The organism is Burkholderia sp. MSMB1072 (assembly GCF_001524725.1).
Lineage (GTDB): Bacteria > Pseudomonadota > Gammaproteobacteria > Burkholderiales > Burkholderiaceae > Burkholderia.
This window is the reverse complement of sequence record NZ_LOYC01000005.1, coordinates 79,489-85,640: the sequence shown is the minus strand read 5'-3', so window position 1 is coordinate 85,640 and position 6,152 is coordinate 79,489. Positions and strand designations below refer to the sequence as shown.

Sequence of the window (6,152 nt, the reverse complement as noted above, 5' to 3'; positions counted from 1 at the left end):
CCTCAATCGCCCCTATCTCCAGCGATTCAATCGATTATTGATCGCATCTTCGATCAAGATCGCAACTTGCCCTCCGCTAGCCGTACCGTCCGTCTTCGGATCGTCCGGCCAATACTGCCCGTCCGGCCACGGTGTTGTGATGGTCGACGATAGGCGATGTCGATCAACGATAATCAGTAAATGCTGCTTTCTGACGAAAAAAATCCCACTTTGTCCGGCCGCTCTTCGATGCACCGCGTCCCGGGCATCACGCAGCGAACGCAGCGCAAAATCGTCACAAGAAATCTATGCGCATAAAGTTCGTTCACGGGACATGCTCGGCAGAGCGAGGAGCAACTCCTTCGGGGTAATATCGCCGTTCGTCCCGATCTCACGGTGCTTGTCTGCATCCGCCGGCGGTCGGCGTCTTCTTTTGCATTCCGTCTCCTGCATCGTTCATGACTGACAGCCCCGCCCAAAGTGGTCGGACGACCGACTTCTTGCCATATCTCGTCGCCGCGACGTTCTTCATGGAGTATCTCGACACGACCGTGATCGCGACCGCGCTGCCGCAAATGGCCAGCTCGTTCGGCGTTGGGCCGAACGCACTGAGCCTCGGGATGACGGCTTACATGTTGGCGCTGGCGGTGTTCATTCCGATCAGCGGTTGGATCGCGGATCGCTATGGCTCGCGGACGGTCTTCGCGAGCGCGATTGTCGTCTTTACCGGCGCGTCGGTGCTGTGCGGGCTATCCGAAGGCGTGATGTCGTTCACGGCTGCCCGGCTGCTACAAGGCGTCGGCGGGGCGATGATGGTGCCGGTCGGGCGAATGATCGTCGTGCGGAGTACCGAGAAGGCGAGGCTGATGCGTGCGATCGCGACGATCACATGGCCGGGCATCGTCGCGCCCGTCGTCGGGCCGCCGGTCGGTGGCTTCATTACGACCTATGCATCGTGGCGATGGATCTTTCTGTTGAACGTCCCGTTCGGCGTTGCTGCGCTCGTTTGTACCTGGCTGATCGTCCGGAACACGCGGGCCGACGAGCAACGGCCGCTCGACTGGGTCGGTTTCGTGCTGGCCGGCGGCGCATTGACCTGCCTGCTGATCGGCACCGAAGCAGCCGGCCAGCAGGATGTCGACTTCACGCGCGCGGGCGTCCTGGTGGGGGCAAGCGTGCTGTTCGGCATCGCCGCATGGTTGCATGCGCGACGCTGCGCACATCCGCTGCTCGATTTCACGACGCTGAAAGTGCCCACGTTCTCAGTGACGGTGATCACCGGCTCGATCACGCGGATCGCGATCAACGCCGTCCCATACCTGCTGCCGCTGCTGTTCCAGATCGGCTTCGGGCTGTCGCCGTTCCAGTCGGGGCTGTTGTTGCTCGCCAGCGCGCTCGGCAATCTCGGGATGAAGGCAGGCACATCGTGGATCCTCGACCGTTACGGCTTTCGGCGCGTTGCGCTCGTCGACGTGACGATCGTCGGCATCTTCACGATCGCATGCGGCTGGCTGACCGCGTCGACACCGCTGGCGATCACGCTGTTCGTCGTATTCGTCTACGGACTCACGCGGTCGATGCAGTTCACGACGCTCGCGACGCTGGCTTATGCGGATATCCCGGCTCAGCAGACGAGCGCGGCCAGCACGCTGTGGAGCGCCGCGCAGCAGATGACGATCGGGATGGGGATCGCGTTCGGTGCATTGTCGCTGCGGCTCGCGGCATGGGGGCGCGGCGATGGGGCCGGCATGCACTACGTGCTCGACGATTTCCGCTGGGCGTTCGTTGCGGCGGGCGTGCTCGCGCTGCTGACGTTGCCGGGCTACGCCCGGCTGGCTTCCGATGCCGGCGATCGGCTGCGGGCCAACGTGGCGCGCGGATAGGCCGGACTGCAAATCGTATTGGCGGGGAGACGGGGGAGGGCGCGTATTTTTCGGCGTTCACCGGAAGCGCTGATGCGTGGCGGCCGCGTTCGCTCGACGGTCGGCGCAACCGGTCTTCCGTTACTCGGGCGAGTCGGCCTTCCGGCCGGCCATGCTTGTCGGTTCGTGTTCCGAACGACGACGTGCGATGCAGGGACGAGCGTGAATGCGATGCGCAATGAGCGGCGCGGCAGCAGCGCAGCTGTTTCGATTCTCGCTACTGCGCGTCATGAAAGATGATGCCGACCGTGTGGCGGTGGCCGCTTCGAATCCGGCTGACGCCATGACGCAGGTTGACGCGATAGACGCCGCGGGTTCCCTGCACAGGCCGGCCGTGTACCGCGAAGATCACTGCATCACCTTGCGTCAGCGGTACCACTTCCGCACGCGACTGCATGCGTGGTCGCTGTTCCGTCAACACGAACTCCCCGCCACTGAAATCGCGGCCTGGCGCCGACAGCAGGATCGCGACCTGCAGCGGAAACACGTGGTCGCCATACAGGTCCTGGTGGAGGCAGTTGTAATCGTCGGCGCCGTATTGCAGGATCAGCGGCGTCGGTCGCGTCTGTCCCGCCGCGTGGCAGCGATCGAGGAACGTCGCATGGTCTTTCGGATAACGGACGTCGATTCCGAGCGCCTGGTTCCAGCGATTCGCGACCGGCGCGAGATGCGGATAGATCGTCGCGCGCAGTTCGGCGATGACGGCTGGCAGCGGATACGCGAAATACTTGTACTCGCCGCGGCCAAAGCCGTGCCGCGCCATCACGACACGTGAACGATAGAGCGCATCGCGCGGATAGAGCGACGCGAGTGCATCGCACTCACTCGCCGACATCAGGCCCGGTACGCGCGCGCATCCGTAGCGATCGAGTTCCGCCTCGACGCCCGGCCAGTCGAGGGTGCCGACGCGTTGTGCGATGTCAAGCGGTTCGACGGCAGGTTGCAGATCGGCAATGTTCACGGGCATACCTCGGGGCATCGGCAGTGTGGCGCCGTGCGATCGCGCACGGTCGAATTCACGAAAGTTGACGAACCCAGTCTAGCGGTGTCCGTGTGCCGGTACGCTCCAGATCTTGCGCTTTAATTCGGATGGGAAAACGTTGTAGGCACGGCATCGACACACTAAATGCAGTGCAGTGCAGTGCAGTGCAGTGCAGTGCAGTGCAGTGCAGTGCAGTGCAGTGACGTGCCGTGACGTGCCGGAGCGGAGAGGCGGAGAGGCGGAGAGGCGGAGAGGCGGAGAGGCGGAGAGGCGGAGAGGCGGAGAGGCGGAGAGGCGGAGAGGCGGAGAGGCGGAGAGGCGGAGAGGCGGAGAGGCGGAGAGGCGGAGAGGCGGAGAGGCGGAGAGGCGGAGAGGCGGAGAAGCGGAGAAGCGGAGAAGCGGAGAAGCGGAGAAGCGGAGAAGCGACAGATCCGACCTGCCGCGGCGGATGGCCGGCTATCGCTCGCCACCCGCCGCATCGCCGATCAAGCCAGCGACCGGAACAACCAGTAAAGCCCTGCCGCCAGCGCGATCGATGCCGGCAGCGTCAGCACCCAAGCGAGGACGAGGCTGCGCACCGTGCTCCATTGCAGCCCGGAGCCGTTCGCTGCCATCGTGCCCGCGACACCCGACGACAGCACGTGTGTCGTCGACACGGGCAGCCCGTACATGTCGGCGGCGCCGATCGTCAGCATTGCGACGAGTTCGGCCGATGCACCCTGTCCGTACGTCAAATGCTGCTTGCCGATTTTTTCGCCGACGGTCACGACGATCCGCTTCCAGCCGACCATCGTGCCGAGACCCAGCGCGATCGCGACAGCGACCTTCACCCACGTCGGAATGAACTTGGTCGCGTGGTCGAGCTGCTTGCGATAGTTGTCGATCGCGAGCTTGTCGTCGGTGGCGAATGCGGGCTGGCCCGATTTCTCGATCAGGCGAATGGCTTCGGATACCAGATACATCGTGTTGCGCACGTTGTCGACGTCGCGCTGCGGCACGGCCGCCATCGAGCCCGACGCGCCGACGGCGGTCGCGAGCGACGTGGACAACTGCGCCACGGCCGGCAGCACGGCGGGTGTCAGTTCACGATGCTGCACGTAGTGTTCGACATCGGCGCGCGGATTCGAGGAAGGCGCGACGCCGTTCGTGTACTTCCCGAACGTCGCAGCCGCCTGGTTCGCGACCGCCACGAAGGTCTGCGATTCGGCGGGCGTGACGGCCTTGTTCAGTGCATACGCGGTCGGCACCGTGCCGATCAGGATCAGCATGATGAGGCCCATCCCTTTCTGTCCGTCGTTCGACCCGTGTGCGAACGACACGCCGGTGCAGGTGAGGATCAGCAGGCAACGAATCCAGAACGGCGGCGGCTGGTCCTTCGGCGGTTCCTTGTACAGCTCGGGAATCCGCACGACGGCCTTCAGCAGGAGCAGCAACAGCGACGCACACAGGAAGCCGACGATGGGCGAGAGCAGCAGCGACTTGCCGACGCCGAGCGCCTGGCCCCAGTCGACGCCGCTCGTGCCGGACGGCCCGTGCATCAACTGGTTCATCAGTCCGACGCCGATGATCGACCCGATCAGCGTATGCGAGCTCGACGACGGCAACCCGAAATACCAGGTCGCGAGGTTCCAGACGATCGCGGCGATCAGCAGCGCGAACACCATCGCGAAGCCCGAGCCGCTGCCGACCTGCAGGATCAGCTCGACCGGCAGCAACTGCAGGATGCCGAACGCGACGGCTCCGCTCGAGACCATCACGCCGAGGAAGTTCCACATGCCCGACCAGATCACTGCGACGTTCGGCGTGAGCGAGTGCGTATAGATCACGGTCGCGACCGCATTCGCGGTGTCGTGGAAGCCGTTGACGAACTCGAAGCCGAGGGCGATCAGCAGTGCTGCGCCGAGCAGCAGGTACGGGAACATCGACCCTTCGCGGACCGGCGACAGATCGTCGACCAGGTGCGTGGCGATATAGACGGCGCCAAGCACGAGCACCAGCAGGAAGACGGTATAGCCGATCTGCCGGGTGCGCGCGACGGAGGCCGAATTGTTCGGGGCGGACGAAGCAGGTTGATTCATGACGACATCTCGTAAGGGAACCTCGTTCGATCCTAGCTGCGGCTAGCAGTCAGTTTGATGACAGTCGGGATGACGAACGGTGTGTCTTACGGGATGTAAGGCGAGCGGCGGCATGCGAAGCGTCGGGGGCGCATCGTCCGCTCACATAGTGAACACGTCAGCGGCTTACGCGCCGGTGTCGCGCGGGTCATCGTCCGCCGTGGCCAAGGTCCAGCCGGCCGGTGATGCGACGAACGTCGTGCACGACAGCGGCGCGACGTCGACGCGTGTGGCCGCCCCGGTACCCATCCGCAGCACATGCGCGATGGCTGCGCGGACGATCGGCGCATGCGTGATCGCGACGACGTCGCGATCGGGCGGCAGTGCGCTCAACCATGTGCCGACGCGATGCGCGGCGGCGTCGAACGATTCGCCGCGATGCGGCGACGCGGACGGCGTACCGATCCACGCCGCCAGTTCGTCAGGCAGGTCGCGCGCGAGATCGTGCAGCCGCTTGCCGCACCAATTGCCGTAATCGATGTCGCGCAGCGCATCGTCGATATCGGCGTGCAGTCCGAGTGCGTCGGCGGTCTGCCTTGCGCAGCGCGCCGGACTGCACAGCACGAGCGAGCCGGCACCGCCCGTCCAGCGGCCGCGCAGTGCAGTGGCTTCGGCCAGCCCGTGCGCGTCGAGCGGATCGTCGTCGGGAAACGTGCCGGTGCGCATTGCGCGGGTCGAGGCGTGTGCGATCAGGCGCAGCGAGGCATGCATGGTCATGTCGGTTGTCGGACGATCGGGAGTGGTGCGCACTTGCCGGATGTCATCGCTTCAATACGCGAACGTTCGCGCGTACAATTCGCCCGATACGAAGCGCGGAAGCCGGTGCAATTCCGGCGCGGTCGCGCCACTGTAACCGGGGAATCGACGATCCCGGAAGCCAGACCTGCCTTCGTACCCATCCATCATTTGTCGGGGCGCGATTCCCCTGAGGTGCATCCATGAGCGAAGCAGTGCTGAAGCCGGCGGTCGTGCCGGCGCCCATTCCCGTCCGTGAACTGTTGCCGTGGGCCGTGTTCGTCGGCCTGATCCTGCTGCTCGCACTCTATTTCGTCGGTGCGGAACAGGGCGCGACGTCGCTCGTGCCGGGCATGTACGTCCACGAATTCGTCCACGACGGCCGCCATCTGCTCGGCTTTCCCTGCCACTGACGCG

Annotated in this window: 5 protein-coding genes and 1 riboswitch; of the genes, 2 read left to right on the top strand and 3 right to left on the bottom strand. The window is 64.8% G+C overall.

Annotation, left to right across the window (positions count from 1 at the left end; translation table 11 throughout):
- Positions 1-437 precede the first annotated feature (437 nt).
- Entirely contained in the window at positions 438-1,862 is a 1,425-nt protein-coding gene (locus WS89_RS01575; RefSeq protein WP_059789281.1) for a DHA2 family efflux MFS transporter permease subunit, read from the top strand.
- Between the two features lie 256 nt (positions 1,863-2,118).
- Here WS89_RS01575 and WS89_RS01570 read toward each other — a convergent pair whose 3' ends face one another.
- The 3 genes from WS89_RS01570 to WS89_RS01560 all read right to left on the bottom strand — a co-directional run bounded on the left by WS89_RS01570 (position 2,119) and on the right by WS89_RS01560 (position 5,717).
- Complete coding sequence (locus WS89_RS01570) at positions 2,119-2,880, bottom strand: 2OG-Fe(II) oxygenase (RefSeq protein WP_059500525.1); 762 nt, start codon at positions 2,878-2,880, stop codon at positions 2,119-2,121.
- 488 nt (positions 2,881-3,368) lie between these two features.
- Positions 3,369-4,961: an inorganic phosphate transporter gene (locus WS89_RS01565; protein ID WP_059500526.1), complete on the bottom strand. Its 1,593-nt coding sequence runs from the start codon at positions 4,959-4,961 to the stop codon at positions 3,369-3,371.
- Between the two features lie 165 nt (positions 4,962-5,126).
- Complete coding sequence (locus WS89_RS01560; protein WP_059789280.1) at positions 5,127-5,717, bottom strand: histidine phosphatase family protein; 591 nt, start codon at positions 5,715-5,717, stop codon at positions 5,127-5,129.
- A gap of 49 nt (positions 5,718-5,766) precedes the next feature.
- A riboswitch (cobalamin riboswitch) is annotated at positions 5,767-5,905 on the top strand.
- Between the two features lie 33 nt (positions 5,906-5,938).
- Between WS89_RS01560 and WS89_RS01555 the strand changes: the two genes are divergently transcribed.
- Positions 5,939-6,148 carry a CbtB domain-containing protein gene (locus WS89_RS01555; protein ID WP_006488502.1) on the top strand — a complete coding sequence of 70 codons (210 nt, stop codon included), beginning with the start codon at positions 5,939-5,941 and terminating at the stop codon, positions 6,146-6,148.
- The last annotated feature ends 4 nt before the right edge of the window (positions 6,149-6,152 follow it).

What these genes read in the sequence shown, in the direction of transcription:
- WS89_RS01575 (WP_059789281.1), top strand. Translation starts at nt 438, where the DNA reads ATGACTGACAGCCCCGCCCAAAGTGGTCGGACGACCGACTTCTTGCCA.
- WS89_RS01570 (WP_059500525.1), bottom strand. Translation starts at nt 2,880, where the DNA reads ATGCCCCGAGGTATGCCCGTGAACATTGCCGATCTGCAACCTGCCGTC.
- WS89_RS01560 (WP_059789280.1), bottom strand. Translation starts at nt 5,717, where the DNA reads ATGACCATGCATGCCTCGCTGCGCCTGATCGCACACGCCTCGACCCGC.
- WS89_RS01555 (WP_006488502.1), top strand. Translation starts at nt 5,939, where the DNA reads ATGAGCGAAGCAGTGCTGAAGCCGGCGGTCGTGCCGGCGCCCATTCCC.
- WS89_RS01565 (WP_059500526.1), bottom strand. Translation starts at nt 4,961, where the DNA reads ATGAATCAACCTGCTTCGTCCGCCCCGAACAATTCGGCCTCCGTCGCG.